The sequence below is a fragment of the Arthrobacter sp. TJ-270 genome (assembly GCF_058269075.1).
Window position 1 is genome coordinate 113,535 of record NZ_JBZCNB010000006.1, and the last position, 24,292, is coordinate 137,826.

At 63.4% G+C, this 24,292-nt stretch carries 23 protein-coding genes; 16 read left to right on the forward strand and 7 right to left on the reverse strand.

The features are described from left to right. Positions 1 to 27 precede the first annotated feature (27 nt). Positions 28 to 2,442, forward strand: coding sequence for a Tex family protein (locus tag AC4D2M_RS12400; RefSeq protein WP_490892190.1), 2,415 nt, complete (start codon positions 28 to 30; stop codon positions 2,440 to 2,442). A 104-nt stretch (positions 2,443 to 2,546) separates the two neighbouring features. On the opposite strand, the gene AC4D2M_RS12405 is transcribed toward AC4D2M_RS12400, so the two are convergent. After that, positions 2,547 to 3,293 carry a transglycosylase family protein gene (locus AC4D2M_RS12405; RefSeq protein WP_490892191.1) on the reverse strand — a complete coding sequence of 249 codons (747 nt, stop codon included), beginning with the start codon at positions 3,291 to 3,293 and terminating at the stop codon, positions 2,547 to 2,549. A gap of 355 nt (positions 3,294 to 3,648) precedes the next feature. Between AC4D2M_RS12405 and AC4D2M_RS12410 the strand changes: the two genes are divergently transcribed. After that, entirely contained in the window at positions 3,649 to 4,080 is a 432-nt protein-coding gene (locus AC4D2M_RS12410; protein WP_490892192.1) for an acyl-CoA thioesterase, read from the forward strand. Between the two features lie 80 nt (positions 4,081 to 4,160). Here AC4D2M_RS12410 and fdhA read toward each other — a convergent pair whose 3' ends face one another. After that, the gene (fdhA, locus tag AC4D2M_RS12415) at positions 4,161 to 5,378 is read right to left on the reverse strand and encodes a formaldehyde dehydrogenase, glutathione-independent (RefSeq protein ID WP_490892193.1); all 1,218 of its coding nucleotides are present in this window, start codon (positions 5,376 to 5,378) and stop codon (positions 4,161 to 4,163) included. Positions 5,379 to 5,577: 199 nt separating this feature from the next. Further along, on the reverse strand, positions 5,578 to 6,039 hold the full coding sequence (locus tag AC4D2M_RS12420; RefSeq protein WP_490892194.1) for a DUF4383 domain-containing protein: 462 nt from the start codon (positions 6,037 to 6,039) through the stop codon (positions 5,578 to 5,580). 150 nt (positions 6,040 to 6,189) lie between these two features. Between AC4D2M_RS12420 and AC4D2M_RS12425 the strand changes: the two genes are divergently transcribed. The 9 genes from AC4D2M_RS12425 (at position 6,190) to AC4D2M_RS12465 (ending at position 13,219) form a co-directional block, all read left to right on the forward strand. Continuing rightward, positions 6,190 to 6,948 carry an SDR family NAD(P)-dependent oxidoreductase gene (locus AC4D2M_RS12425; RefSeq protein ID WP_490892195.1) on the forward strand — a complete coding sequence of 253 codons (759 nt, stop codon included), beginning with the start codon at positions 6,190 to 6,192 and terminating at the stop codon, positions 6,946 to 6,948. Positions 6,949 to 6,954: 6 nt separating this feature from the next. Then, entirely contained in the window at positions 6,955 to 7,248 is a 294-nt protein-coding gene (locus AC4D2M_RS12430; RefSeq protein ID WP_490892196.1) for a DUF503 domain-containing protein, read from the forward strand. A 62-nt stretch (positions 7,249 to 7,310) separates the two neighbouring features. Further along, positions 7,311 to 7,571, forward strand: coding sequence for a DUF1508 domain-containing protein (locus tag AC4D2M_RS12435; protein ID WP_490892197.1), 261 nt, complete (start codon positions 7,311 to 7,313; stop codon positions 7,569 to 7,571). 24 nt (positions 7,572 to 7,595) lie between these two features. Continuing rightward, positions 7,596 to 8,321, forward strand: a complete 726-nt coding sequence (locus tag AC4D2M_RS12440) for a triose-phosphate isomerase family protein (protein WP_490892198.1) — start codon at positions 7,596 to 7,598, stop codon at positions 8,319 to 8,321. 27 nt (positions 8,322 to 8,348) lie between these two features. After that, positions 8,349 to 9,398: a nucleoside hydrolase gene (locus AC4D2M_RS12445; protein WP_490892199.1), complete on the forward strand. Its 1,050-nt coding sequence runs from the start codon at positions 8,349 to 8,351 to the stop codon at positions 9,396 to 9,398. Positions 9,399 to 9,490: 92 nt separating this feature from the next. Continuing rightward, complete coding sequence (locus AC4D2M_RS12450; protein WP_490892200.1) at positions 9,491 to 10,348, forward strand: ECF transporter S component; 858 nt, start codon at positions 9,491 to 9,493, stop codon at positions 10,346 to 10,348. 3 nt (positions 10,349 to 10,351) lie between these two features. Beyond that, positions 10,352 to 11,107, forward strand: coding sequence for an energy-coupling factor transporter transmembrane component T (locus AC4D2M_RS12455; RefSeq protein ID WP_490892201.1), 756 nt, complete (start codon positions 10,352 to 10,354; stop codon positions 11,105 to 11,107). Further along, positions 11,104 to 12,606 (forward strand): ABC transporter ATP-binding protein, encoded by a 1,503-nt coding sequence (locus tag AC4D2M_RS12460; RefSeq protein WP_490892202.1) that lies wholly within the window; start codon positions 11,104 to 11,106, stop codon positions 12,604 to 12,606. The genes AC4D2M_RS12455 and AC4D2M_RS12460 overlap by 4 nt, the downstream gene beginning before the upstream one ends. Before the next feature lie 127 nt (positions 12,607 to 12,733). After that, positions 12,734 to 13,219 (forward strand): ester cyclase, encoded by a 486-nt coding sequence (locus tag AC4D2M_RS12465; protein WP_490892203.1) that lies wholly within the window; start codon positions 12,734 to 12,736, stop codon positions 13,217 to 13,219. Between the two features lie 182 nt (positions 13,220 to 13,401). Here the strand turns inward: AC4D2M_RS12465 and AC4D2M_RS12470 are convergent, their stop codons facing one another. The 3 genes from AC4D2M_RS12470 to AC4D2M_RS12480 form a co-directional block, all read right to left on the reverse strand. Next, complete coding sequence (locus AC4D2M_RS12470; protein ID WP_490892204.1) at positions 13,402 to 13,677, reverse strand: hypothetical protein; 276 nt, start codon at positions 13,675 to 13,677, stop codon at positions 13,402 to 13,404. A 190-nt stretch (positions 13,678 to 13,867) separates the two neighbouring features. Next, positions 13,868 to 15,283 carry a ferredoxin reductase gene (locus AC4D2M_RS12475; protein WP_490892205.1) on the reverse strand — a complete coding sequence of 472 codons (1,416 nt, stop codon included), beginning with the start codon at positions 15,281 to 15,283 and terminating at the stop codon, positions 13,868 to 13,870. After that, on the reverse strand, positions 15,280 to 16,584 hold the full coding sequence (locus AC4D2M_RS12480; protein ID WP_490892206.1) for an aromatic ring-hydroxylating oxygenase subunit alpha: 1,305 nt from the start codon (positions 16,582 to 16,584) through the stop codon (positions 15,280 to 15,282). Before AC4D2M_RS12480 ends, AC4D2M_RS12475 begins: the two co-directional genes overlap by 4 nt. A 162-nt stretch (positions 16,585 to 16,746) precedes the next feature. On the opposite strand from AC4D2M_RS12480, the gene AC4D2M_RS12485 reads away from it, so the two are divergent. From AC4D2M_RS12485 to AC4D2M_RS12505, 5 genes are all read left to right on the forward strand, one after another. Continuing rightward, the gene (locus AC4D2M_RS12485; RefSeq protein WP_490892207.1) at positions 16,747 to 17,679 is read left to right on the forward strand and encodes a LysR family transcriptional regulator; all 933 of its coding nucleotides are present in this window, start codon (positions 16,747 to 16,749) and stop codon (positions 17,677 to 17,679) included. Positions 17,680 to 17,870: 191 nt separating this feature from the next. Next, positions 17,871 to 18,386, forward strand: a complete 516-nt coding sequence (locus tag AC4D2M_RS12490; RefSeq protein ID WP_490892208.1) for a hypothetical protein — start codon at positions 17,871 to 17,873, stop codon at positions 18,384 to 18,386. 99 nt (positions 18,387 to 18,485) lie between these two features. Next, positions 18,486 to 20,084 (forward strand): AAA family ATPase, encoded by a 1,599-nt coding sequence (locus AC4D2M_RS12495; protein ID WP_490892209.1) that lies wholly within the window; start codon positions 18,486 to 18,488, stop codon positions 20,082 to 20,084. After that, the gene (locus AC4D2M_RS12500; protein ID WP_490892210.1) at positions 20,023 to 21,114 is read left to right on the forward strand and encodes an NAD-dependent epimerase/dehydratase family protein; all 1,092 of its coding nucleotides are present in this window, start codon (positions 20,023 to 20,025) and stop codon (positions 21,112 to 21,114) included. Before AC4D2M_RS12495 ends, AC4D2M_RS12500 begins: the two co-directional genes overlap by 62 nt. A gap of 30 nt (positions 21,115 to 21,144) precedes the next feature. Continuing rightward, the gene (locus AC4D2M_RS12505) at positions 21,145 to 21,528 is read left to right on the forward strand and encodes a VOC family protein (RefSeq protein ID WP_490892211.1); all 384 of its coding nucleotides are present in this window, start codon (positions 21,145 to 21,147) and stop codon (positions 21,526 to 21,528) included. 161 nt (positions 21,529 to 21,689) lie between these two features. Here the strand turns inward: AC4D2M_RS12505 and betT are convergent, their stop codons facing one another. Continuing rightward, complete coding sequence (betT, locus tag AC4D2M_RS12510) at positions 21,690 to 23,822, reverse strand: choline BCCT transporter BetT (RefSeq protein WP_490892212.1); 2,133 nt, start codon at positions 23,820 to 23,822, stop codon at positions 21,690 to 21,692. Positions 23,823 to 24,292: the final 470 nt, after the last annotated feature.

Genomic DNA, 24,292 nt, shown 5'->3' on the forward strand with positions numbered 1-24,292 from the left:
GCGCCAGGCGCGCCGGTCAATGCCACAATGGCAGGCGTGACCGCACCAAACAGCACCCCTCCCACCATCTTCGAGCAACTCGCTGAGGAACTCGGCGTCCAGCAATGGCAGGTCAAGGCAGCAGTCGAACTGCTCGACGGCGGATCCACGGTGCCGTTCATCGCCCGTTACCGCAAGGAAGTCACCGGGACCCTCGACGACGCCCAGCTGCGCGAGCTCGAGGAGCGGCTGCGGTATCTGCGCGAGCTCGAGGAGCGTCGGGCAGCTGTCCTTGAAGCGATCGAGGCGCAGGGCAAGCTCACCGACGAGTTGCGTGCCGCCGTCGTCGGTGCCACCACCAAGGCCCGCCTGGAAGACATCTATCTGCCCTTCAAGACGAAACGGCGGACCAAGGCGCAGCTTGCCCGGGAAGCGGGTCTGGAGCCGCTCGCGGAATCGCTGCTCGCGGATCCGTCGCTCGACCCGAACGAGGAAGCGAACCGCTACCTGAACGGCGCCGTGGCCACCGCCGAGGACGCCCTCGCCGGGGCCCGTGCACTGCTCGTGGAACGAGCAGGCCAGGACGCCGACCTGCTCGCCGACCTTCGGGAACGGCTCTGGAAGCAGGGGAGGCTGCGCTCGCAGGTGGTATCCGGCAAAGAGGCCGAGGGCCAGAAGTTCGCCGATTACTTCGACTTTTCACAGGCGCCGTCCGCCATGCCCTCACACCGCGTCCTGGCGCTGTTGCGTGGCGAGAAAGAGGGCGTCCTGCAGCTGGCCCTTGCCGAGGCCGATAGCACCGACGCCGAGGCCGCCCTCCGTGCCCGGCGCCGCTTCGAGAACTCCGTAGCCGCATTCCTCGGTGTCGCAGACCAGGGCCGGCCTGCGGATGCGTGGCTGATGGCGACTGTCCAGCAGGCGTGGCGCCGGCTGCTCGCGAAACTCTCGATCGACCTGCGCGTCCGGCTCTTCATGGAGGCCGAAACCGAAGCGGTCCGGGTCTTCGCAGCCAACCTGCGCGATGTGCTGCTTGCGGCACCCGCGGGCAGCCGCACCACGATCGGTCTCGATCCCGGGTTGCGGACCGGCGTCAAGGTGGCGGTGGTGGACGGAACCGGCAAGGTCCTCGAAACTGCGACCATCTACCCGCACGCTCCGGCGAAGAAGTGGAATGATGCGCTCGCAACGCTGTCGCGCATGGTGGCCAGTCACGACGTCGACCTCATCGCGATCGGCAACGGCACCGCTTCCCGTGAGACAGACAAGCTCGCGTCTGAACTGATCTCGCTGATCTCCGGCCGGACCCTGCACAAGCTTGTGGTGTCCGAAGCCGGGGCGTCCGTGTACTCCGCGTCGGCGCTGGCGTCGGCGGAATTGCCTGAGCTCGACGTGTCGCTGCGCGGCGCCGTCTCGATTGCCCGGCGGTTGCAGGACCCGCTGGCCGAACTGGTGAAGATTGACCCGAAGTCCATCGGCGTGGGCCAGTACCAGCACGACGTGAGCCCCGTAAAACTTGAGCGCTCGCTCGATGCGGTGATCGAAGACTGCGTCAACGCGGTCGGTGTGGATGTGAACACCGCCTCTCCGTCGCTCCTGACCCGGGTGGCAGGCGTGGGGCCCCTGCTCAGCGAGAACATCGTGGCCCACCGCGATGCCCACGGGCCCTTTGCCCGCCGGCGCGACCTGTTGAAGGTTCCGAGGCTCGGTGCGAAGGCGTTCGAGCAGTGCGCCGGCTTCCTCCGCATTACAGGCGGTGACGAACCCCTGGACGCCTCGAGCGTGCACCCGGAGGCCTACCCCGTGGCCCGGCGGATGGTGAACGACGCCGGTGGCTCACTTCGGTCGCTGAATCTCGCCGAGTACGTGGACGAGACCATCGGCCTGCCAACACTGCAGGACATCCTCGCGGAACTGGAGAAACCGGGACGGGATCCGCGGCCGGCGTTTGTCACGGCGTCGTTTTCCGACGTGGAGAAGATCTCGGACCTGCGCCCCGGAATGGTAATCGACGGTGTGGTGACCAACGTTGCTGCCTTCGGCGCGTTCGTTGACGTCGGTGTGCACCAGGACGGGTTGGTCCACGTCTCGGCGATGGCTGACCGTTTCGTCAGCGACCCGCACGAGATCGTGAAGTCGGGCCAGGTGGTGAAGGTCAAGGTGTTGGAGGCCGACCCTGAGCGCAAGCGGATCTCCCTCAGCCTGCGGTTGAATGACGACGCCGCTCCGCGTGGCGCCAAGCCCGCCCGGGAGGCGCGTGCGCGCGCGGGAGAAGACCGCCGTCGTCGTTCATCCGGCGGGGAGGGCGGCAGTCCAAAGCCCGGCACTTCCAAGCCGGGCTCGCCGCAGCAGCGCGGCAATGCCAAGCTTGGCAGCTCCAAGCAAGGCCCCCGGGCAGATCAGGCTCCGGCCAACAGCGCCATGGCGGAGGCGTTGCGCGCTGCGGGACTGGTGCCGCCGCGCTGAACCCAGTCCGCCCGGCCAACGCACCGCACTCAGCGGAGGGCGCAGGCGCAAAAGAACCCCGCAACGCGCATGTTGCGGGGTTCTTTTCGTACGTAGCTGAAGCCTTAGGCAGGCAGCTGCAGAACGTGACCGGTGAAGATGAGGTCAGCGTGAATGACGGTGTCAGCGTTGGCCTGGTAAAGGGCCTGCCAGCCGCCTTCGACGCCGAGCTTCGCAGCGATGCCGCTGAGGGTATCGCCGGACTGGATGGTGTAGGTCTCACCGGAGAGTGCAACGGCGGGAGCAGCGGGGGCCTGAACAACCGGAGCCTCAACGACGGGTGCCGGAGCGTGGACCTGTGCCTGAACAACCGGGGCCTCAACAACGGGTGCCTGAACAACCGGGGCCTCAACAACGGGTGCCGGAGCAACCGGAGCCGGAGCCTGGACCGGTGCCTGAACCTGCGGAACAGACTGAGCCTGAACGGGAGCAGGTGCCGGAGCGGCGGGGATCGGGGTCGGGTTGGCACCGGCGGTCAGGCCGAGCTTGGCCGAGCATGCGGGCCATGCGCCCCAACCCTGGCCTGCGAGAACGCGCTCAGCAACGGCGATCTGCTCTGCACGGCTGGCGTTTTGAGGCAGGCCCTGGCCGCCGAAGCCGGCCCAGGTGGACGGGGTGAACTGCAGTCCGCCGGAGAAGCCGTTGCCGGTGTTGATGGCCCAGTTGCCACCGCTTTCACACTGTGCAAGGGCGTCCCAGGTGCTGGCCGGAGCAGCGTTGGCTGCACCAGCGGATGCACCGAGACCGATACCGACGAGGGCGGCAGCTGCGAAGCCGCGGCGCACGTTAAGGCTGAGTTTCTGGTTCTTCATGGGTACGATGCTCCAAAAGGCCACCTGCACTCGTTCCGTCCCCGGACATCTTTGCGCCGTTGCTCACCCTTGACTGATCAGTGGTCTTGTCTGTGGTGTCTGCCGGACGAGCAACGTGCGGTGGAGGGGCAGCACCAGGGCATTATGTGGCAGACGTAAACGGAGTCTGCTTTGTGATTTCCCGAAAGTGGGTACGTCCCCACCGTAGAGTGTTTTCTAATCGTTGCCAAATCGAGACGTTTTGGTGCTTGACGAAAAGCGTCGGAGAACTCCTTGATCGGAGTGGTGTAAACACCGTTGACCACTGTAAAACATAGGGATGGATGCGTACCAGTCGGTAACCTGTGAAATTCCCATGAGATGGGGGGATATGGACGCCTATGGGCACATCAACAATGTCCAGGTGGCGCGACTCCTGGAAGAGGCGCGTATCCATGCGTTCGGCCCACCCGGGGGAACGGGGGCGCCGGGTGAGGATCCTCCGGTGCCGCTCTTTTCCTCCATCGGATCAGACGTGCAGGCGCTCGTGGTGGAGCATCGCATCAGGTACACGGCCACGCTGGATTACCGGAACATGCCGTTGAAAATCGAGGTATGGATCGCAGACCTGAAGGCAGCAAGCATCGACATTGCCTACCGTATCCAGGATCCCGTGACGAATCGGGTGTGCGTGAAGGCCCAGTCCACGCTGGCGTTCATAGATGGCGAGTCAGGCTCCCTGCTTCGCATCACCGCCGAGCAGAAGGAGCAGCTGGCGCCTTACATAGGGCCGGGGCTGTTCAGGTGAAACCGCTCGAATGAGCTGGCAGGACACACCCCGTTCGGTGGTTCATTTGGGGCGTGTCCTGCCGACTCAACGAGGCGCGTCTAGGCGGCGATGTATCCGTTCGGGTTCAGCACGTACTTCGTCGCTGCACCCTTGTCGAACTCCTCGTAGCCCTGCGGTGCCTCCTCCAGGGGAATGGGCTTGGCGTTGACGGCCTGGGCGATGTGCGCCTTGTCATGCAGGATCGCCATCATCAGCTGACGGTTGTACTTCATGACCGGACACTGGCCCGTGGTGAAGGACAGTGACTTTGCCCAGCCGGTGCCGAGGGAAAGGGACAGCGACCCGACCTTCGCAGCCTCGTCGATTCCGCCCGGATCGCCCGTGACGTAGAGTCCCGGGATGCCCAGCGCGCCACCGGCGGCGGTGATGGACATCAGCGAGTTCAGCACCGTCGCTGGAGCCTCGTGCGAGGCGTCCTTGCCGTGACCGCGTGCCTCGAAGCCGACGGCGTCGACACCGCAGTCCACTTCCGGCACTCCGAGGATCTGCTCAATCTGGTCCTTTGGCTCGCCCTTGGAGACGTCCACCGTTTCGCAGCCGAAGCTGCGTGCCTGCGCAAGGCGCTCCTCGTTGAGGTCAGCCACAATAACGACGGCGGCACCCAGCAGCTGCGCGGACAGTGCGGCGGCCAGCCCGACGGGGCCCGCGCCGGCGATGTAGACGGTGGAGCCGGTGGTGACGCCGGCCGTGTACACGCCGTGGTAGCCCGTGGGGAAGATGTCCGAGAGCATGGTCAGGTCCAGGATCTTCTCCAGCGCCTGGTCCCGGTCCGGGAACTTCAGCAGGTTCCAGTCGGCATAGGGAACCAGAACGTACTCAGCCTGGCCTCCGACCCATCCGCCCATGTCCACATAGCCGTAGGCGCTGCCCGGACGGTCCGGATTGACGTTGAGGCAGATGCCGGTCTTGCGCTCCTTGCAGTTCCGGCAACGGCCACAGGAGATGTTGAACGGAACCGAACAGATGTCTCCTTTCTTGATGAACTCGACGTCGCTGCCAACCTCGACTACCTCGCCGGTGATCTCGTGGCCGAGCACGAGGTCCGACGGGGCGGTTGTCCGCCCGCGGACCATGTGCTGGTCCGATCCGCAGATATTGGTGGCTACGGTCTTGAGGATGACGCCGTGATTCACCTGCCTACCAACGTTCGCAGGGTTGACGCCCGGACCGTCCTTCAGTTCGAACGTGGGGTAATCGGTATCAATGATCTCGACCTTGCCGGGGCCTTTATAGGCCACGGCCTTGTTTCCTGACATGGTGATCCCTTCAGAGTTGGCGGTCGTTCGTCGTCGAACGTCCCTTCCGCAAGGCCATGGCTGACCCCAACTGTCAGCAGGAGGCCTCGCGGTCAGTCTAGGACCGGGACCCCCTGGAGGGCATCTGTTTTCATTAACATTCCAGTCGTACAAGACACGCCCCGCCGCGTTCTGCGGGCGGAGCGTGCTTGCGGTCGCGCTACTGGATGGCGCGGTTTTCCAGGTGTCGCAGGGCATAGGCGACTCCCAGTCCTCCGGCGAGGAGGCCGAGGATCAGGTTCAGCCAGTTGGTCGCGGCGTTCGTGGACAGGATGTTGGCTGCAGAATTACCGACTATCAGTCCGTAGAGCCACATGACCAGCAGCACGGCACCACTACCGATCAGGAAGTTGCGGGCCGAAAGAACTCCGCGGCTCATCCAGATTCCGGCGGCACCCAAGGCGAGGTACACCAGGTTGAGCAGCACGGAGACCTGGAACGCGCCCAGAAGCATCGCCTCGGAACCGAATGCGAATGCCATGGACGAATATGAGGTGGTGATGCCCGGAATGAGCCCGAGAATCCCCATCAGCAGGAAAACTACTCCCATCCCCATCGCTGCACTGCGAACGTGGTCGCGGGTTACATGGAAATCATGCGCGTGGTGTGATGCGGTAGTCATCTCCCCTCCTAATGTGTGAATATGACTCTTCGCTGTGCCGCGAGGCGTCGGGGGAGGCGCACCGCATGCACCGCTGTTGGAGGAGCGCAAACCGCGCTCAACCAGCACTCTCATTTTACTGCTGGATTACCCACCTGATAAGGGAACACAATGGCTGACAGGGCAATGATCACGGGCGCGACAGCGGGCCTCGGGGCTGAGTTCGCGGAGCAGCTCGCCGCGCAGGGCAATGCGCTCGTGCTGGTCGCCAGGGACTCCGCGCGGCTGGAGGAAAAAGCCGCCGCACTGCACTCCCGATTCGGCGTCGCCGTCGAGGTGCTGGTAGCGGACCTGCACGACGACGACGGCGTCCGCCGCGTTCTCCGCAGGCTGCGGGCCGGGCAGGACCCCGTTTCAACCCTGGTCAACAACGCCGGCTATGGCCTTCCCAAATCCTTTGAAGACAATCCGCTCGAGGAAGAGCTCAACCATGCGGCAATCCACCTCACTGTTCCTCTGGCGCTCAGCCACGCTGCGCTGCAGGGCATGCTGGCCCGGGGCTCCGGACGGATCGTGAATGTGGCGAGCGTTGCCGGGTTCACGCCGCGCGGCACCTATGGCGCCCTGAAAGCGGCCATGATCAACTTCAGCCAATGGGCAAACTTCGCCTATCGCAGGCGTGGAGTTACCGTGATGGCGCTCTGCCCAGGGTTCGTTCACACCGAGTTTCACCAGCGCATGGGTATGGATAAAGGGTCCGTTCCGCGGTGGATGTGGCTCAATGCGGAGGAGGTCGTTCAGGCTGCGCTGAAGGACCTCTCCGCGGGCAAGGCCGTCTCCATCCCCAGCATGCGCTACAAGGTGCTGGCGTTCATCGCGAGGAACGCGCCGTCGTCATTGGTGGCGCCCCTTGCCGCCCGCGGCAGGTGAGCGGCCGTGTGGGTGGGATTCACCGAGTTCGACCTCCTGCTGGGCGACGTCCACTCCCTGAAGGGGAAGCGCTCGCTGATTCGGCCGCTCGTTGCTGAGGTGCGGCGACGCTTCGACGTCTCCGTGGCGGAAGTCGGTTCCCAGGACCTGCACCGCCGCGCGATGGTGGGGGTGGGCCTTGTCTCAGGCGATCGCAGGCATGTTGTGGAGGTCCTCGATGCGGTTGAGCGATTCGTTGCGGCGCGCCCGGAGGTTGAACTCTTAAGTGCTCGTCGCCGAATCGTGACCGGCGACGACTAACCAAATTGCAAGCCAGCTTAGTATCATGGAGGGTCGAGACGTACTTACAGGGAGGTAAGAACATGTCTGGATTTTTCAAACTGGTAGACGCCCATGATCATGGGTACCGGCTGAAGCTTATGGCGGGTGATGGCACCCTGGTGGCTGTCTCCGCGTATTTCCCCACCAAGCAGGCGGCCGTCGAGGGAATTGACGCCATTCGCGAGATCGCTGGGACCGGACCGGTCATGGACCACACCCGCAGGAACTCCTCCGCCGTCCACGAATCCGACCGCTCTGAACACCCAGCACACGCGGCCGGAAAGAGGCGACTTTCAGCCTAAGCGTCGCGCGGACCAGAACCCTACATGAAAACTATCGGCATCAGCACCAAGATGTACCTCGGCTACGCCGCCTCGTGCATCTGGCTCGAAGAGGTGGTGCGTATTGCGCAAGCCAGCCCGGCGGTACGGGACGGGCACGTGGAACTGTTCGTGGCGCCGTCGTTCCCGGTGCTTGAGACTGCACTCCGGCTGACGCGGGACACGGCCGTGAAAGTCGGAGTTCAGAACGCCAGCGATCAGGACACCGGCGCCCTGACCGGCGAGGTGAGCCCTGCGTTCCTTGCGGAGATGGGCGTGCAGCTCGTTGAGCTGGGCCACGCCGAACGACGCCGGCACTTCGGGGAGGATGACGGCGTGACGTCCGCGAAGGTAGCGGCTGCGCAGCGGAACGGGCTCACGCCGCTGCTGTGCGTCGGTGAGCTGGAGCGGACGTCAGTGGAGGACGCAGCCCAATTCTGTCTCGATCAGGTGGCGACGGCCGGTGTCAGCGCTGCGGGCCCGGCACCGATTCTTGCCTACGAGCCGGTGTGGGCCATCGGTGCTGCGGAACCGGCAGGGGCCGATCATGTGCGGGCCGTGGTAGCCCGTATGAAGGCTGAACTGCCCGACGGCGTCGCGGTGATTTACGGCGGCAGTGCCGGCCCTGGGTTGTTGCCGCGTCTGCGGCCTGAGGTGGATGGACTGTTCCTCGGGCGGTTCGCGCATGATCCGCGGAACCTCGAGCTCATCCTCGCGGAGTCGGCAAACTAGAGGGGGCCGGGTTGCTACGGTAAACCCATGACTGCCCAGCCCGCCCGGCTCCTCCTTGACGTCGACACCGGCATTGACGACGCCGTCGCCCTCCTCTACCTGCTGGGCGTGCCCGATGTGCACATTGAGGGGATCACCTGTACGGCCGGCAACGTATCTGCGCGTCAGGTTGCGGCGAACACTCTGGCGTCGCTTGAGCTGGCCGGGGTCACCGGCGTCGCGGTCGCCCTCGGCCGCGAAGTCCCGCTTGAGATTCCGCTGGTCACCACCGAGGAGACCCACGGCGACCAGGGGCTCGGGTATGCGGTACTGCCGCCGGCCAGGCAGGCTGTGTCCGGCCGGTCTGGAATTGACCTGTGGGTGGAGGCGGCCCGCGCGAATCCAGGCGAACTCACGGGGCTCGTCACCGGTCCCCTCACCAACCTGGCGCTCGCGATCCGGCAGGAACCCGACCTGCCGCACCTGCTCAAAGGGCTGGTAATCATGGGCGGATCCTTCAACTACCGCGGCAACACCACGCCCGTTGCGGAATGGAACACCCATGTTGACCCCCACGCTGCCCGCGAGGTCTACGCCGCGTACGATGGTGTGCCCACGGAGAAGCTGCCGATCATCTGCGCGCTGGAAACCACCGAGCGGATAGAGTGCCGGCCTGAGCACATCGAGCGGTTGGCAGCCGCCGCCGGAGTGCCGCCCGAATTGCTCCACACCGACGACGCCGACGGGTTGCGCAGTTCCTCATCGAACCCGGTCATCGCGTTCCTTTCCGACGCCCTTCGCTTCTACATGGAGTTCCACCGGCTGTACAACCAGGGCTACATCGCCCACCTTCACGATCTCTTCGCCGCAATGGTCGCCACGGGCGAGGCAAGCTACAGCGCCCGGGAAGCGCATGTGGACGTCGAAACGGAGTCAGCGTTGACGTTCGCGCAGACCGTGGGTGACTTTGCGGGATTCCGCAAGCTCCCGCCGAACGCCCGTGTGGTCACCGGTAATAACCCCGACGAAGTCTTCGAGTTGATGATCGAGCGAATTGCTTCCCTGGCCCGCAGGGTCGCTTCAGCCCAGGCCCGGTAGACTTGTGAGCTGCCGGTGGATCCCGCCGGCCTGCGCCGAGGTGACATGAGGTGCGCTCCCACGTAAATGCTTCACCGTGCGTAAGGAACGCCATGAATTCTTCCCTGACGCTGCCCTCCCAGGCCTCTGCGCCGTCGTCGCGCTGGATGCTCCTGGCTGCCGGCGCCGTAGTCATCGCAGCCACCTACCTGTACCTGGTTCTGGTCCAGCCCACCGAGATTGCCGGGGGAGCAGGATCGCCTGCCGGGCTGATCACCCTTGTGGGATTCCTCGGCGGCGGCGCCCTGCTGGTGGCCGGCATCCTGCCCAGGCTGAACACCCAGGCTGTTGTGCTGATGCCGATCGGTATTGCGCTGAACATCTCGTTCGGCCAGCTTGCCGGTACCCTCGGACTGCCGATCTACCTCGATGCGCTCGGCACGGTGCTCGTCGCCGTACTGGCCGGACCAGCTGCGGGCGCGGCGACCGGTGTGCTCAGCAACGCCATCTGGGGTCTGTTCAACCCGTTCGCCCTGCCGTTCGCGGCTGGTTCCGCGGCTATAGGCCTGCTTGCCGGTCTGGCTGCGCGGTGGGGCATGTTCCGCCGCATCTACCTGGTGCCGATCGCCGGCCTGCTGACCGGCGTCGTCGGTGGTCTGCTGGCTGCTCCCGTTGCTGCCTTCATGTTCGGTGCGGCCGGGACCATGGGCACGAACGCCATCGTGGCGGCCTTCCGTGCGATGGGCGACACCCTGCTGGTCGCCGCTACCAAGCAGGGGCTGACGTCGGACACGATCGACAAGCTCATCGTGTTCACGGTCGTGGCGTTGATTGTGTACGCGCTGCCGCGCCGCACCCGCGACGCCTTCCCGTTTGTGCGGCGCCACCGGGTGCTGCTCGGTCAGCCCTCGCCGATTGCACAGTCCGCTGACGCAGGCGTACCGGGCGGAAGCACGGCCGGAAGGAAGTAAGGGTTGCGGTTCCGCCGCCGAATCTTCAACCCGCTCACCGAGCTGACCGTCGCCGGGCTGCTCGTTGTGCTGGTGCTTGTGGTCGACGCCTGGCGTTTCTCGCTCCTGATCCTCCTGCTGGCGGTCCTCCCCGCGGCGGCATCGTCCGGGCGCGCGGAACGCATCGCCGTCGTCTTCGGAGTGCTGGTGGGGCCGATGCTCCTCTTTGTCCTGCTGCTCCATGGGCTCTTCTATCCCGAGGGCGACACCGTGTTGCTCGACCTCGGAATAGCCGCCGTCACCGCTGAGGGACTCCAGTTCGCGTTGTCCATGGGCACCCGCATCGCGGCTTTCGCCGGTCTGCTCCTCACCGCGGTGCTGTCCATGGACGTGTCCGAACTGCTGAGCACCCTCACCCATCGGGGGTGGAACCGCAAGCTGGTGTTCGTGCTGGGGGCAGCCCTCGGACTCGCGCCGCTCGTGTCCGAAAGAGCCTCGCGGATCACGAGGGCCCAGCAGTCGCGCGGCCTCGTGGTTACCCGTAGCCCGCTGTCGAAGCTGCGGGCGCTCGTGATGGTGGGGCGGCCGCTTATCGCCGGGTTGCTGATGGACGCCGCCGACCGGACCCGCGCCCTGGAGGCCCGCGGTTTCGCCGGGACCATGCCGCGCACCAGCTACCGCGCTGACACGGACACCGCAGCTCAACGGACAGTTCGCTGGGCGATGCTTGCCGTCGTCGTGCTCTTCAGTGCCTGGTGGTATCTGGGGAGGCTGGTGTGATTTCTCTTGATCTGCGTAGCTTCACGTACGACGACGGCGCGGGGCTGGCTGACATTTCCCTCACCGTTGGCGCGGGGGAGAGGGCACTGGTTGTCGGTGCTTCCGGTTCCGGGAAGAGCACCCTTGCGAGGGTGGTTGCGGGGCAGTTCGATAGCGGCCAGGGACATCGATTGGTCGGCTCCCTGACGGTCGCGGGGGAGCGTCTGGTTTTTGAGGGTTCGGACTCCGATCCGCGCATTGATCCTGCCGCGTGGGCTGCGCACGTAGGTTTCGTCGGGCAGCGGGCACACGCCCAGTTGTCGATGGTTTGCGCGACGGTCGCTGAGGAAATTGCCTTCGGTCTTGCCAACCGCGGCGTTTCGTCTGAGCAGATGCATCAGCTCGTGGAGCGTGCCGCCGAGCGGGTCGGCTTGAGTGATCTGCTCGAGCGGGATCCGCGGCGATTGTCCGGCGGGGAGCTCCAGCGCGTGTGTATTGCGGCCGCCGTCGTCGGTGGTCCCGGCCTTCTTGTGCTGGATGAGCCGTTCAAGGGGCTTGATGCTACCGGTCGCCGGGATATCGAGGCGCTGCTGAACGAGGTGGCGCAGAGTGGGACCGCTCTCCTGCAGTTCGAGCCGATGCTTCCGTCTGGTTTTGCTCCCGGGAGCCGGGTTCTGGTGCTTTCTGACGGCACTGCGGTCATTGACGGTGGGAGCGCGGCAGATCTGCGGCGGTACGGAGTAGGGACCGAAGGCACGATTTCAGATCCGGCTCCATCGGGTGCGCCGGCCGCGACCGGTGCGATGCCAGCCATTCGCCTCCGCGACCTCACCTTCGGTTATGGCACGGAGCCGGTTCTTTCGATAGCGGAACTGACCATTCTCCGCGGTGAGGCGCTGGCGGTGCTCGCTCCGAACGGGTCAGGTAAGTCGACGCTCCTCCAGCACCTGAACGGACTGCTGCAGCCGTCGGCTGGCATGGTGCACGTGGACGGGCAGGACATTTATGGTCGAGTCACGGGGTCTCTTGCTGCGAGCGTCGGCTACCTCTTTCAGGACAGTGACCAGCAACTCTTCGAGCGCACGGTGCTGCGGGAGGTGTCGTACGGACCGCGAGCGGCCGGGAAATCGGCGAAGGAAGCGAGGCAGCTCTCGCTAGGGGCTTTGAACGACGTCGTGCTCGCGGATGTCGTCGACGCTCATCCGCACGATCTCTGCTTCCGCGACCGGAGACTCCTCGCGCTGGCATCGCTGATGGCGAGGGGACCTGACATTTGGGTGCTCGATGAGCCGACGGTGGGCCTGGATCTACGCGGACGGGACGTCTTGGCGAGTCTCATCCGGCGCCATGTAGGTGGTGACGGAACCCTGGTGATGGCGACGCATGACGAGGCTTTCGCTGAGGCTGTCTGTTCGCGTGCAATCAGGCTCGATGGGGGAGCGGTTGCCGGTAACGGTGCTGGTTTGACCCGATCTCCGGGTCGCGAAGCGACTCAAGCGGATGGGCGGCCCAGGGAATAGCGGCGCTCACCGCCAGTCGGACTTGTTCACTATTCAGCGCCTGTCCAGAGGGGTAGAATCACCCTCCTCCGATGCCCGGGGGTGGCTCGGTTGAGTTCTACCGAACCGAGTTGAGGAAGGAATCACCATGGGCGAGCAGAACGTGAATGTGGACCACGCTGGTGCCCCGGAACAGGCGGGAGAACCGGTGGCCCTGCAGGTGATGCGCCGGATGTTCCGGGAGGGCTTTTCCACTGGCAATGGAGCTGTCGCCGAGGAGCTGTGTTCCCCGGACCTCGTCGCCCATCAGTTCGGCATGGCAGGCACCGGCGCGGAAGCGGTTGAGCATGTGAAAGCGGCTATGAAGGACGTCCACACCATTGTGCCGGACATGACCTTCACGATCGAGGACTGGGCGGAGTCGGGCGACCGCATCTGGGTGCGTACCCGGGGACGGGGCACCGCCACCGGCCCGTTCTTCGGTCCTCCTAGCAACCGACCGATAGACATAACTGTCATAGACGTGGCGCGCATCGTGGATGGCAAGATCGTAGAACACTGGGGCGTACCTGACCGGTTCGCAATACTCGCCCAAACCGGGGTCCTCGACCGGCTGGCAACACCGAGTCCTTAGCATCATAAACTCGTGCAACTGGGGAACGGCGCCCAGCGTCGTATTCAGACGCGCCCGCGGTACCGGCTGATCACGACTTCAGGAACGCAGGCAAACGTGGAGGGAACGGACACAATGTCCGCTCCCTCCACGTGAGCGTGGTTTCTTCACCCGCCTCTCACACTTGGCGCAAGCACCTAAGGTCAGTGGTGCCCGGCTTCCGTTGTCCCGAACATCAGGGTGCGGCGCGGAATGTCGTAGTACACGGTCTCCGCCGAAGCGAGCAAGTCCTGAAGATTATCGGCGTCATCGGCGTCGATGGTGAGAACTTCCTCCCAGGCTCCCTGGTCAAGGACCAGTTGCAGAGTCCATGATCCGGGCTGGCCTGGATCGCCAGCTACCCAGCTGAACTGATAGTGGCTGAGCTGCCGGACTTTGATGCTGTCGTCGGTGATGGGCTGATTCAGATTCGGTGCCATGGTGATCGGTTCCTCCTTGCACGACCCACCCGGGGCGGTGGGTGCTGTGGCCTGTTCTGACAGGTACCGGAAGGGCCCGTTCGTAGTGCTGTGGAATGAATCGGGCTCACCCGGATGCTCCTAAAGTAGTGCCCGCAGCAACAGCGGTAAACACCCCTGATGCTGTCCGGCTTAGAGCAGCTGGAAGCGGCTAGGCATCGATCACCAAATCGGTGCGCGCAGTGGAGCAGCAGGGCAGGAACTTGCCTGCATCGATCTCCCGTGCGCGGATCCCGCCCTGGTGGTTCATCTCGACCTCTCCTGCAAGCTTCACTACCTTGCAGGAGCCGCACATGCCTTCCTTGCAGTTCGCGCTGATCCTGACGCCCGCACGCTGGGCGACCCCGAGGATGTGTTCGGTGGGGTCGATGCGCACGTTGATGCCTGTGCGCATGAAGGAGAGGGTGAGGTCTCCCGTTCCGACCGTGTCGAAGCTCGAAGCATCAGGGGACACGGCCTCCGGCCCCGCGTCCGAACTGCCGTCGGCGGCTTCGGAATAGGGCGCGTCCGAGTCCACGGTTTCCAGCGGCATCCCCGTGGCCTCAAGGGGCCCCCCGGCGTTATAGCTGGGCTCGTAGAGCCCGAACGCTGTGGGCTGGCTTTCATAGTAGTCCTCGGCGGAATCAGCGATTTCTTCAGCGATTTCCTCTGCAATGTCCACCGCAAGCGCGACTTCCGCCTGATATTCAAGGATCGTCTGGCGGTTTCCAGTGAAGAATTCCATGTAGATGGAGGTGTCGTCGACGCCGACCTTCCGCAGGAGCTCGGTGGCGGTGTTCAGGTAGCCCTGGGGGCCGCAAGCATAGACCTGGCGGCCGTTGGCATCGGGGGCAACCTCGTCGAGCATGGCCGCCGTCAGCCTTCCGCTGAGCCAATCCCACTTTTCGGGTTTACTGCGGTCGCCCAGCGCGTAGAAGACCTTGACTCGCGAGTCCACCGAGGCAATGTAGGCCAGCTCCTGGTGGAAGGCAAATCCTCCAGCCTCCGCTCCGTGGTAGAGCACCACGACATCGGCCGTTCCGGGCAGTGAATGGATGGTCCGCACCATCGACATGATTGGGGTGATGCCTGCGCCGGCGGCCAGCAAGAGGTATCGTGCCCGGCGGTCGGCATCGGGCAGGTGGAACGCCCCGACCGGCCCGAGCATCTCGAGGACGGTGCCGGGTTTGATGTTCTCGTGCACCCAAGGTGAGACGAGCCCAGTGGGGTCTCGTTTTACTGTGATGTCGAAGGTCCACGGCTGCGTGGGCGAACTGGACAGCGAGTAGCTGCGGTCCACCGGGTCCTGGTCCTCGCTGTTGACGGGAAAAGCGACGTTTACGTACTGGCCCGCACGGAACGCGAGGGGCGCACCGTCGCAGCGGCGGAACACGAAGGTCATCATCCCGCCCACCTCGGGAACGATCTCGACACATTCGGCCATAAACTCCTGCGGATGCCAGGGGCCCAACGCGTGGGCGGCGCGGGCAGGTCCCTCGGAGCTGCCCATCACCCTGTTCCACGGCATCTCAAGACCGCGGATGCGCTGCGGTTCCAGGATTTCAGTCTCCGTGCCGAGTTCAATCATGCCAAGTGCTCCTGCACACGCTTCACGTACCAGTTGATGAACGCCTCGACCTGGTATTCGCTCTTCATGTACGGGCCGGGCTCATAGGCGGGGCTGCTGGCGCCCTTCTGGCACAGCTCCACAAACGCCTTGTCCTGCAGATTGGTCTGCTTCCAGGTGTAGGTGAGCTTCTCCAGGTCGTAGTCGACACCTTCCTCGGCGTCGTCAGCCACCAGCCAGGTGGTGCGTACCAGCGTCTGGTGTTCGTTGACGGGGAAGGCGCCGAACGTGATGACGTGGTCCCCCTGGAAATGGAACCAGCTGTTGGGCTGCAGGTGCATCGAGCAGCGGCCAAGGCGGAAGTCTCGCAAGTCACCCAGCAGCTTCTTGGAGAGCCTGCGCCCATCGGGGGAGAACGATTCGCCTTCACCGTCGAGCGATTCCCGTGAGATGCGGATTCCCGCTACGCGCGTGTCAAGCTCCTCGACGACCTCGTAGGGAAGGCCATAGCGGCGGCAACGCTCTTCGAGCGAGGACTGCGCTTCCTTGTTGCGGTCCCACACTTCCTCGAGATGGGCCGGGATCAGCCCCTCCGTCAGGCCCCAGGTGGGAAAGAGAGAACAGGCGAGCTCCGGGTGGCCGTCGCAGTGGTAGCACTCACGGTTGTTCTCCATGACGAGCTTCCAATTGCCCTCTTCGATGATGTTCTGCTGATAGGCGATTTTCGACTTCGACAGATCGTGGGGCGCGAGGTAAGGCTCGAAGATCTTAGAAGTTTCGTCGAAATCCGCCGGCGGTTCATTCGCAATGCAGACGAAGATGAGTCCGGCGACCATGCGGCTGTGGGCGCGCTTGAGGCCGAAGCAGCCCTTGTCGAACTTCGTTTCCCCAGGTGCCGAGGCGTGGATCAGATTGCCGTCGGGCGAGTAGGTCCAAGAGTGGTAGCCGCAGACCAGGTTTCCCGTTGTTCCCGCGGGTTCGGTCAGGACGCGAGCGCCGCGGTGGCGGCACACGTTGTGCAGGACGTTCACGCCGCCGTCGTCATTGTGCAGCACGATCAGGGAGTAGGGCCCGTAGTCGACGGTGACGTAATCGCCCGGCTCCGGGAGCTCGGCGATGCTGGCTGCAAAGATCCAGTGCCGGCCAAAGATTGCCTGCATGTCGACGTTGAAGATTGTCGGATCGGTGTAGAAGGGGGCATCGAGGGAGTATCCCACGCGCCGGAAATTGAACAACTCGGTGATTTCCGCTAGCTGCTCGGCAGGCAAGGATGAAGCGAGCTTCCCTCGTGAATTGAGGGGCACGTTCACTGGAGCGGACATCTGTTTCCTCCGGGATGGATGGGTAAGTATGGGATACGTGGAGATCACGGCCTGGTGGAGTCCAACCGGCGTGTTAGCGAAATCACTGTACTCATAAGATTAGGGACGTTTGGGCTGCAGTAAAAGCGCAAGATTTCGGAGATAACAGTGCATCATTAGTGCATGATCGATCCACGGCTCATAACACTTCGGGTGTTTGCCCGGTGCGGCACTGTTGGAGCAACCGCGCAGCTCACGGGTTATTCTCCCTCGGCCGTCTCCGCGCAACTGCGGGAACTCCAGCGCATGCTTGGAATGCAGTTGCTGACGAAGGATGGCCGGGGTGTCCGACTGACCGCCACGGGCCGCTTTCTTGTGGAGGGCTCGGACACACTCATTGCGGAATGGGAGAGCCTACGGGCCGCGGCCATGGAGGCCGGCGACCAGGTGCAGTCCCGTTTTGGCCTTGGCGGATTCTCCACGGCGGCCGCTCAACTGCTCGCTCCGCTGGCCGCCACCCTGCACGCAACACGCCCTCTGCTTGAGGTGCAGGTACTCGAGGCCAACCCGGCCCGCTGCTTCGACTTGTTGGTCGCCGAGCGAATCGACCTCGCGGTCATCGTCGCCATGCAATCCGATACCTATGTTGAGGACGATCCGCGCTTCGAGCAGACCGTTCTCCTCGACGATCCCCTGGACGTAATCATTCCCTCCGACCATCCGTTGGCATCGCGGGAAACGGTGACGCTCCCAGAGTTGGCGTCGGAACCCTGGATCACCGAGGCCGCAGGTTCCACCTACCATTCCCTATTCACTGCGGCGTTCACGGCAGTCGGGGTGACACCGCGGATCGCCCACGAGGCCGTTGAATGGGAAACGCAGATCGCCTTCGTTGGCGCGGGGCTGGGCGTGGGCCTGCTGCCACGACTGGCGCCCCTGCATGGTGCCGAAAACGTGGTTCGACTGCGCATTACTGGCAAGGGGAAGCCCGCGCGCCGCATCGTCGCTGCCGTGCGCAGGGGTAGCATCACATCGCCCCTGATTAAGGAGTCGCTCGGCATCCTGCAAGTCAGCGCCAAACGGATCCTCACCGCCCGACCCGAAGACAATCACTGAAATCTCCTGGGCTGGATCCGTTGCAGACGGGTGCGGCGGAGTCAGTGTGAGGGTTCAAGTTGGCGCCGATCAAGTGGTGTGGAGCGATTTTCGCCACGACGGTCTGCCAGCTTCTTAAGACGGAGCGGAGAACTTCGATGACGATGACGTAATCACCTCGGTCGGAACGCTTGGTAGGTAGGATCCGGGGAATGATGATCTCCTACCCGTACTGGCTCCGGTTTCGCGGCCAAAAGTTCGGCGTTGTATGGCAGACCGATGATGGAACCGGCCAAGTCGAAGGAGATACCGACTGCGTGCTTGTCAATGACGGTCGCATAGTTTCCGTGCGCAGCCCGGAGGGGTTCGCGACCGTGGCGCAGCAATACGGTTTGCAACTGGAGGAGGGGAGTGACGAACCTCAGAACCTGGATGGACTGGAACGGCTGCTGGAGTTGCCGGCATCCGATGGGATCTGCACGGAATTACTCAACGCGTGGAACCTGTTCAACGACATCGCCCGCAGCGTCGGTGCGTCCCTAGACGACAGCGGACCAGAAGCATCCAAGTGCTACGACAAGCTCTTCTATGGCACCAACCTGGAAAATATCACCCCCGTTGGCGAGCGCTACAGCCCAGAATTCACGGATGAAGAGCGTATCCTCGTCGCGGAGATCCTCAACCGTGGACGGACCATTTTGGCCGCTCGCGTCACGAAGCGCGACTAAGCCTCAGGGCTCAGCTGTCGTTGAACCCCCGTTGGTGACGGTCCGAAGGATGGAAAGCACGCAGGGAGGCGTCCTTGACGGGGCTGTTAGCCTCCTAGCATGGGGGAAGACGCGGCGAAGTTTGTCAGTGATTTTGGTGCGATGGTGCGGCTTGTGCAGTCGGCTCAACCTACCTCTGAGCGTGGTCGGGAATTGGTCAATACTCTGGCTGCGCACCTCGGCGCTCCGCCGTCGTCCCTTCCCATGGTTGTCGAGGAAGTGTCCGTTCACCGGTTCATGGACGCCGATATTATCCTCGCTTCGCTCGTGGGTGAGGGCAGTAGGCTGACCGGTATCGGGGGCGGTGACCAGCGGCACCATATGTCCCTGAGCGACATGGTCCAGCAATCCGACATCTACCCAAATTTCCCGCTTTCACAGCCCGACTACGCAAATCTTCCAGTCGGTCCTGACGAACAGCGGCAGACTGTTGCTTTCGGTCTTCGCCTCTTTCACCACAACGGCGAACCGATCGCGCTCCTACAGCGCAAAGCGGAACCCCGATATGGACGGCAAGCTGCTTCCTTGGAAGCGCTCTGCGCGGATGCGGCGGTCACAGCGGACTTCCTCGCCGTATTCCGACGTCGTATGGAGCGGGAAAGCGTCCTTCAAGGACAGATACTGTCCTTCACGATTGAGGAGTTCGGTCCTAGTAGCTCGGGGGTGACCTTTCACAGGAGGCCCGAGCTGGCGAGGAGCCAGATCGTGTTGCCTGAGGGTCTCCTCGCCAGGATCAGCGACCATGCCCTCGGGATTGCCGCTCACAGGAACGAGTTGGTGGCAGCCGGACAACATCTCAAGCGGGGGATTCTTTTGTACGGCCCGCCTGGCACGGGCAAGACGCACACGGTTCGTTACTTGTTGAGCGCTAGCGAGGGGACGACGGCCATCATCTTGTCCGGCGGCACGCTCGCTCACGTGAGTGAGGCAGCCCGGATGGCACGAGCTCTTCAACCGTCCATCGTGGTGCTCGAGGACTGCGACCTCATTGCGGAAGACCGCAGCTTCGGCCATGGTCCGCAACCCCTGCTCTTTGAAGTGCTAGACGTCATGGACGGCCTCGATGATGATGCCGACGTCACGTTCGTGCTCACGACTAATCGTGTGGACATGCTCGAACGCGCGCTCGCACAGCGTCCCGGCCGTGTGGACCTTGCTGTCGCGATTCCCCTTCCGGATGAGGGTGAACGTGCTGCCCTATTGCAGCTTTACGCGCCCAGCGAAGCATTTAGCGTCGAAACTATGCGCGCGGCAGCGGAAGCAACTGAGGGAACGACGGCGTCGTTCACTAAGGAACTTGTTCGCCGCGCAGTCCTCGCTTCAGCATCCGAGGCAATGCCATTGGGCGACCATCACCTGCTGACTGCAGTGGATGAGCTCATGGCTGACGGTGCCGCCCTCACTCGGAGCCTGCTTGGGAGCAACCGACAACCAGCCGAAAACGGTCCAGGGGAGGAGAGCATCTCCTCCTTCGGATATGTGCCTAATGCCCAGCACTATTCCGGGTCCTACGCGCCGGCGTATCCCATGCGTATGACTTTCGAGGATCAGCCAGGTGTACAGGACGTCAACCGCCCGTGGGTCGACCGCGTCGAAGATGAAGAGTCCGCCCAGGAAGACGACACAGCTATCGATCGCGAGCATCATCCCGAACAGTGACTGGCTTGCAGGTGAACTGGTTGACCCTTTCCTGCCCTGTCGGTTGACTGGCCATATGCGAAACGTCCTGGTGCTTGGGGGAACTGGCTGGCTTGGGTTTGAGATTGCCAAGCAGATGTTGGCGAACGGCGATTCGGTGACCTGCCTGGCACGCGGTAAGTCCGGTCAAGCACCTGCTAGGGCGGTCTTCGTGCAGGCTGATCGGCAATCGTCGGATGGCTACGCGGCAGTAGCCGATCAGTCGTGGGACGAAGTGGTGGAGCTTTCGTATGAGCCCCGACTTGTGCAGGGGGCCCTCGATGCTCTCGCAGGAAGGGCAGAGCACTGGACTCTGGTTTCATCAGTCTCCGTATATGCCACGAATGCCGATGCTGGTGCTGATGAATCCGCACCTCTGCTCGAGCCGATAGACCTAAAAGATTACGGGCAAGCGAAAGTCGCCGCTGAGCAGGAGTCACAGGAGACCGTGGGTGATCGGCTTCTCACAGTCCGGCCAGGACTGATTGCTGGCCCGGGAGATGGCAGCGACAGGTTTGGCTACTGGGTCGGACGATTCGCTCTCGCAGGCGGCGGGCCGGTGCTATCACCTCTAACTGACGGTCGAGTGGTACAGGTAATCGATGTCGAGGATCTCGCCATCTTCATAGCCAAGGCCGCTAGAGAACCGATTAGAGGTGTCATCAACGCCACCGGTGACCAGCATGCTCTCTCAGATGTGCTCGCGCTTTCTGCAGATGTTGCCGGCTTCACCGGAGACATAGTGGCCGCTGGCGACGAATGGCTCATGGAACACGATGTCCGGTTCTGGGCGGGTCCCCGGTCAATGCCGCTGTGGATACCAAAAGCTGATGTCGCATTTGCACAACGAGACAACACCGCCTTCCATGCTGCGGGCGGCGTCCTAAAGGGTCTCCGTCAAACCGTGCAACGTACCGTGGAATTCGAGCGAAAGCTTGGTCTTGACCGTGAACGTAGGTCCGGTCTGAGCCGATCGGAAGAGCTTGAGTTGCTGGACCAGCTTTCTCGATAAGCACGACGTGCTCTACGGCAGGATGGAGGCATGCACATCACGCGGCTGGACCACTTCGTTCTGACAGTTCGTTCCCTCGAAACGAGCATCGTTTTCTATGAGCGACTTGGCTTCAAGCACGTCACCAGCGATGGTCGCCACAGCCTCTTCTTCGGCGACAGCAAGATCAATCTGCATCCTGCGGCGCATCCCTACCTACCGGCAGCCGCCGCGCCAACTCCTGGCAGCGACGACCTCTGCTTCGTGGTCGACGCTCCGCCTCACGAGATACTGACGTTCCTGCAAGACGCTGGAGTCACAATTGAGGAAGGTCCCGGTGAACAGTTGGGTGCCCTCGGCCCGATGACGAGTGTCTACATCCGGGACCCTGACGGGAACCTTCTTGAGTTCGCCACATACGCGGGGAAGCCATAGTTGCGCATTTCTGAGGTGCCCGCTTGCGAGCACACCCCCTCGAATCAAGAGCGACCCTAAGTATGCGCACTTCGCGCAAACGCAGAGGGAGGCTGCCGTCTCAGCGACGACAGCCTCCCTCGGATCTATCTGCCTAGGGCGCTACAGAGGGCAACGTCGACTCACTTTGTCTCCTCCGGGTGAGCGAAGTCGGATTCCCAGTTGTCCTTGGCAGCCTGGTCCTCGGTGACGGCCGTGGTGCCGGGCACCGCACGGTTCAGGTGCAGGAATTCGAGGTGGGTTTCGTAGTGGTCCAGGACATCGGTGATGACCTGTTCCTTGCTGTAGCCGGCAAGGTCGTAGCTGTGGCTGCCCTCGAGGGAGAAGACCTCCATCCGGTAGTACTTCGGTTCGAGCCCGGCATTTCCGGGCGCGTATGACGGGGTGTCGTACTGGACCGGGTAGATCTGGTACTTGAACGGGCGCTCGTCACAGAGCCTCACCAGCAGGTCGACGTGGCGGATGCCGCAGGTCTCGACAACGCCGGTCGTCAGGGTCACATTGGCGTCCTGCGCCTTCAGCTCGTCGTGCACCTCCTGCAATGCGGGCAGCGCCACGGTGTCCACGAAGCGGTTCGCCTGCTTCGGCCCCGGGTAGGTCATGGCGCGGTTGAGGCGCTGGCGCCAGTTGCGCGACGACGATCCGTCCCCGCTGTGGCCGGAGATGATCCCCGGCAGGCTCGCACGGTAGCTGTCGGCCAGCGAGTTCTCCACGCGCAGGGCCTTGTAAAGGCCCAGCATGATGAACAGCAGCAGGATAGAGAGCGGTAGACCCATGATGATCGTGGCGTTCTGCAACGTCGTCACACCGCCGACGGTCAGCATCGCGAGCGTCAGGAGTCCGGTCACCAGGGCCCAGAAGACGCGCAGCCACTTGGGCCCGTCGGCATTGGCGTCCTTCAGGTGGCTCGTGAAGTTGGCCATGACGAGCGCACCTGAATCGGCGGAGGTGACGTAGAAGAGCAGCCCGGTGAAGGTGGCCACGCCGATGATCAGCGGAGCCGCGGGGTACTGCTCGAGGAGGCCGTAAAACGCCCGCTCCGGCTGGGCCATCGCCGTCTCCCCGAAGGCGGCATTGCCGTTCATCACGATGTCAAGGGCGCTGTTGCCGAAGATTGAGATGAACACCAGGATGAACGCGAAGGGGACCATGAGGGTGCCCAGCACGAACTGGCGGATGGTGCGGCCGCGGGAGATACGCGCGAGGAAGAGCCCGACGAAGGGAGCCCAGGCAATCCACCAGGCCCAGAAGAAGAGTGTCCAGCCCTGCAGCCAGTCACCGGGCCGGTCATAGGCGAAGGCGTCCAGCGTCATTGCCGGGAACCGGCTGAGCACGTCGCCGGTGTTCTGGACGATCCCGTCCAGCAGGAAGCTGGTCTTGCCGGTCAGGAGGATGAACACCATCAGGGCGAGGGCAAGGAGCACGTTGAGCTCGGCGAGCCGGCGGATTCCCTTTTCGACGCCGGAGAGCACGGATGCGGTGGCCATGACAACGGCCACCACGATCAGGCCGATCTGCACGGCGACGTTCTCGGGCAGTCCGAACATGAGGCTGAGGCCGTAGTTGAGCTGCACGACGCCGATGCCCAGGGAGGTGGCGATGCCGAAGATGGTTCCGAGGAGGGCTGCGATGTCCACGCCGTCGCCGAGCGGACCGTTGATCTTCTTGCCGAAGATGGGGTACAGCGCGCTGCGGATACTCAAGGGAAGATTATGCCGGTAGGCGAAGTAGCCCAGGGCCAGTCCCATGAGCGCGTACAGGGCCCAGCCGGTGATGCCGTAGTGGAACAGGGTGAGGACCATGGCATGCCGGGCGGCCTCGACGGTGCTGCCGTCACCCTGCGGGGGAGCCAGGTACTGAGTCACGGGCTCGGACACCGAGAAGAACATCAGGTCGATGCCGATGCCCGCTGCGAAGAGCATCGACGCCCAGGTGAACATGCTGAACTGCGGCTTCGAATGGTCCGGACCGAGCTTCGTCTTGCCCACCCGGGTCAGGGCGATGACCAGCACGAACACCACCACGACGGTAACGATCAGGAAGTAGTACCACCCCATGTTGGTGGATACCCAGGTGACCATGGACCCGATCAGGGCCTCGGCGCCAGCGGCGTCGCTCATGGCCCAGATGGCGATCGCGAGGATCCCTGTGGCCGATCCGATGAATACGGTCCAATTGACGCGGGTTCGAGCCGCGGGGGGCGTATCACCGCCTCCAGTAACTGTTGCGGGCGGAGCGTCGGCTATCTGACTCATATCGTCCCTCTCATTGGTCCCCGCACATTATGGCGGTGTTTCGTTCGGGCGGCGGCCGTGCCGCTTGAATCAATACTCTTGTTGCGTTCCAATTTTTGGACTCCTAAGTCAGAAAGCACGATGGTGATTACCCGTGACCGCCATTGGACACGGGTGAAATCGACGGCAGGGCAGCGGTTGTGGGCCCCCGGCCGTTTCCCCCAAGTGTTTTTGCCTAGTCTGGCTGTGCCTACGCCGGCTTCCCCGTGAGAGGAGCCCAAGCAACTCCGCCCGGTGTGGCGTAGGTCATATGAGGAGATTAGTTCACATTGAACATGTGTTCAAGACTTCTGAATAACGAATGTTCAAGAATAATCCCCTTCGGGCGGCAGGCCCGAGCTGATGTGGAAAGACCCGGTGGAGGGAGCATGAGGAACCGCTCCACCGGGTTCGCCTATCCGGCTCTGGAGCCCGCTGTGGGGCGTGCTGGC